Origin of the sequence: Vibrio sp. D401a (assembly GCF_030248515.1) — a bacterium.
Lineage (GTDB): Bacteria > Pseudomonadota > Gammaproteobacteria > Enterobacterales > Vibrionaceae > Vibrio > Vibrio rotiferianus.
Map to the genome: position 1 here is coordinate 1 of NZ_JAHGAI010000039.1, position 3,324 is coordinate 3,324.

Genomic DNA, 3,324 nt, shown 5'->3' on the forward strand with positions numbered 1-3,324 from the left:
CTAACGCCGCATTAAGGTGTGAGCGGCGCTTGGCTATACTTGAGCGAAGCGAAACTGCCAAGCGTTGCGAATCACTCTTAAATGCTTTGTTAGCGTTCCTGGTTCAGCTAGTACTATTTTGCGTATTTCTAAAGATTAAACTAACCATTGCAAACGTAATAGCAGAGCAAATAACCCATGTGATAAACAACGAACTACTCATTACATAACCACATTTTAAAACGTCCATCTCTCCCACATAAGCAAGGAGTGGCTTTGACTTATCCAAACTACGATTAAAAACCCCAATTAGTTCGTAAATTGGAGCCGCAATTAAAACGCACAATAGACCAAAGACTGAAGAAAATGCAAATCGTTGAGAACTATTCTTAGCGCTTTCCGAGGCATAAGTAACAACTAAGGTCATCAATGTTAAACCGATACCAATAGAAAGAATGCCGAACGCTCCACTGGACACAAAAACAGAAACACCGGCAGCAGTAGCAGCTCCAGCTAATGCCGCAACATCGGTAGGCGTATTTTTACCCATTACAATACATCGTGTTAAAAAAGGGAGCGCATTCTAATTTAATATCTAACTACTGTACAGATGCCTATGAACGCTAACGCCCAATTAAGGTGTGAAGCACGCGACCACGGCACTTAATATGACCAACTTAATCACTAAACTTAACCCAAACCAAAAATGCCAAGCGTGCTGAATCACTCTTAAATTGTTTGTTAGCTTTTGTACACTGTAATATCAGCATTAGTTAATTGAAACTTTTGCAGCAGCTGCATAGCCTTTCTAGAGACTAATAGTATCCCTTTTTCAGACACGCTAAAGTCATCTTTGTCGGTGTGTCCCGTTATTTGTAACCACGAGAAACGAGGTAAACAGCGCTCTGACTTTAACTCTTGAAACATATCAGAAGTTGATAGTTCCACTGCCTCAAGATTGTACCCAGACAACTTTGATGCAACTAATGCTGTCGCTAAATGTTCAGAAACTAAAAAGCACGGAAATGTTTCTAATAAATCATCACCCAGCCACCCATCAAACTCTAGGTGTAACTTTTCTACTATTGGCGGGTGTACATCAAAACGCCCTAAAGTATTTTTACCAAATCCCCCAGGGACTTCAGGTTCGATCAAATATTGACTCACCCCATTCTCCTATAGAAAGCTAACGCCCTGTTAAGGTGTGAGCAACGCAATACCGAAGCCGCCGCATACCACCTTAAACACTAAAACCAACGCATAATAAAAATGCCACGCGTTGCGAATCACTCTTAAACAGTTTGTTATGCGTAAATTCTAGCCATTTAACTGCCAAGATTTTGAACCTTTGCAATCGTATTTACTAATCATTGCCTGCTCTACCTGATTGATATCGTCTCCATCGTCGATATTTGTTAGAAAGTACAGCTTTATAATTTGCTCTTTATCCACTGCTTCAGCTAACACCTTATGCACAACGCGATATCCATCAGGGTTTGATTTACGATACGGTCGTCCTTTTAACAATCGTTCGACATTCCTTTTGTAGTGTTTCAAAGGACGTCTAGCGCCATTTTTCGCTTTACCGACATACCTTCCAACAAGAACATCATTGTTATCGTAAATTTCCCACATATAAATCAACGCTTGTTCTGAGTCTACACCCTGAGAAATAACATCAAACTCCATACTAACCATCCATTTTTTGTAGGTGTTACATACCGCTTTACGCATAACGCCCAATTAAGGTGTGAAGCACGCGACCACGACACTCCACTTGAGCACCGTAATCACTGAACTTAACCCAAACCAAAAATGCCAAGCGTGCTGAATCACTCTTAAATTGTTTGTTAGTTGCGAACTTCTAACGTCCTCAGGCACTTTTCTTTATGCCCATCCATTGATTTCAAGAATGAACCGCAAGAGGAACACCTAGTTTTACCTTTTAGGTTTACGCCAGACCTTGCGTAAAATTCGAGCCAAGACTCGGGGTGCGATTGACTGACGTGTTGAGTGATATCAACCACCATTTTATCACAATACGTACACGCAACCTTGTTATGAACTGGCTTCTTTTTCTGTTTTGCACGCAACTCTTCAATTCGAAAACGCAGGTGAGTGTTGTATAAATAGTCCACGCGGTCTACGTGGAATTCTGCGCCACGACATGAGCGAATACCTGCTGCCCTGAGTTTATTTGAAAGCAAATATAGAGGGTCACCAAGACCAAGATCTTGAAAGAGGACATACAACTCACTAGCGGCATTGATAAACTCAGTGGAGTATGTGGTAGCCCAGCTCCCAGAACCATGATGTGAAGGAAGGTATTCGCCTTGTTTAGATTTACACTTTTCAATTAGAGCATTGATTTGCTTATTTTTATTTTTCGAAATGTTCATTTTAACTCCAAGCAACTAACGCCCTGTTAAGGTGTGAGCAACGCAATGCCGAAGTCACCGCATACCACCTTAAACACCTAAAGCAACGCATAGTAAAAATGCCACGCGTTGCGAATCACTCTTAAACAGTTTGTTAAAACTCTACTCCCTTTGACATCTGCGAGATTAATGTAAGAAGCCTTCGATATTCCAAAGGAAATGAGAGTGTTTTTAACGTTATTTGAACTGAACCATCATAGTCAATATGCCTTTCACTATCTTCAGTAAAACTCACCGACGATTGGTGAATTCTTGCGGTCAAAAGTCCCAAGCTTTTCAATTTTTGCAAACCGACTCCGAACTCTTCATCTAGACCATTAATACTGAGATCAATCTCATCTGAATCACCAAAAGTTGTTTCAGACTCATGGTGCTCAAGCACATAAACAAGTTCATTATTTTCTATATATGCAGTTCTCGACTGATAGCCTTTGCGCTTACCTGCTTTTGCACGTTCAAACCAATCTTCTAATGCATACATCGAATTTAGCATTTCTATGTCATTCAACGTTTCCGCGACGGAAAATATCAAGTCTTCAACGTCATCAGCTAGTCGTTTTTCTAAGCAGATCTCCGCTGTTAAAAAACCTATTATTCTTGGACCAATCACCTTGGATTTCGCTAAGCTAACTCTACGATAGGCATCAAAGACAACTTCACTACCCAGCTCAGTCGATATGATATCTTCAATTTCTTGAGCGATATGGATTTGGTTATCACCGACAAGCCTAGATTCGGCAATCTTAAATTGAAACTCTTCAAAAAACTTTTCTGCCCTTCGTCGAGTCCACCTTTCAATAACATTCGACGCAAAAGATTTAGCTAAAGAATTTGCTATGGAAGTACTCGATTTTGATATTAAATCCATTCTGAATTCCTACGAGAGTTTTAACGCCCTGTTAAGGTG

General features: G+C 40.4%; 5 protein-coding genes. All 5 read right to left on the bottom strand.

The features are described from left to right. Window positions 1–103: 103 nt before the first annotated feature. A complete protein-coding gene (locus KIV41_RS17010; RefSeq protein ID WP_069687283.1) occupies window positions 104–529 on the bottom strand; it encodes a hypothetical protein in 426 nt (141 codons plus the stop codon). Between the two features lie 191 nt (window positions 530–720). Continuing rightward, window positions 721–1,146, bottom strand: coding sequence for a hypothetical protein (locus KIV41_RS17020; RefSeq protein ID WP_285337068.1), 426 nt, complete (start codon window positions 1,144–1,146; stop codon window positions 721–723). A gap of 150 nt (window positions 1,147–1,296) precedes the next feature. After that, window positions 1,297–1,668, bottom strand: a complete 372-nt coding sequence (locus KIV41_RS17030) for a hypothetical protein (protein ID WP_038512111.1) — start codon at window positions 1,666–1,668, stop codon at window positions 1,297–1,299. Window positions 1,669–1,829: 161 nt separating this feature from the next. Further along, a complete protein-coding gene (locus KIV41_RS17035; protein WP_252040634.1) occupies window positions 1,830–2,378 on the bottom strand; it encodes a hypothetical protein in 549 nt (182 codons plus the stop codon). Between the two features lie 133 nt (window positions 2,379–2,511). After that, on the bottom strand, window positions 2,512–3,285 hold the full coding sequence (locus KIV41_RS17040; RefSeq protein ID WP_038512108.1) for a hypothetical protein: 774 nt from the start codon (window positions 3,283–3,285) through the stop codon (window positions 2,512–2,514). Window positions 3,286–3,324: the final 39 nt, after the last annotated feature.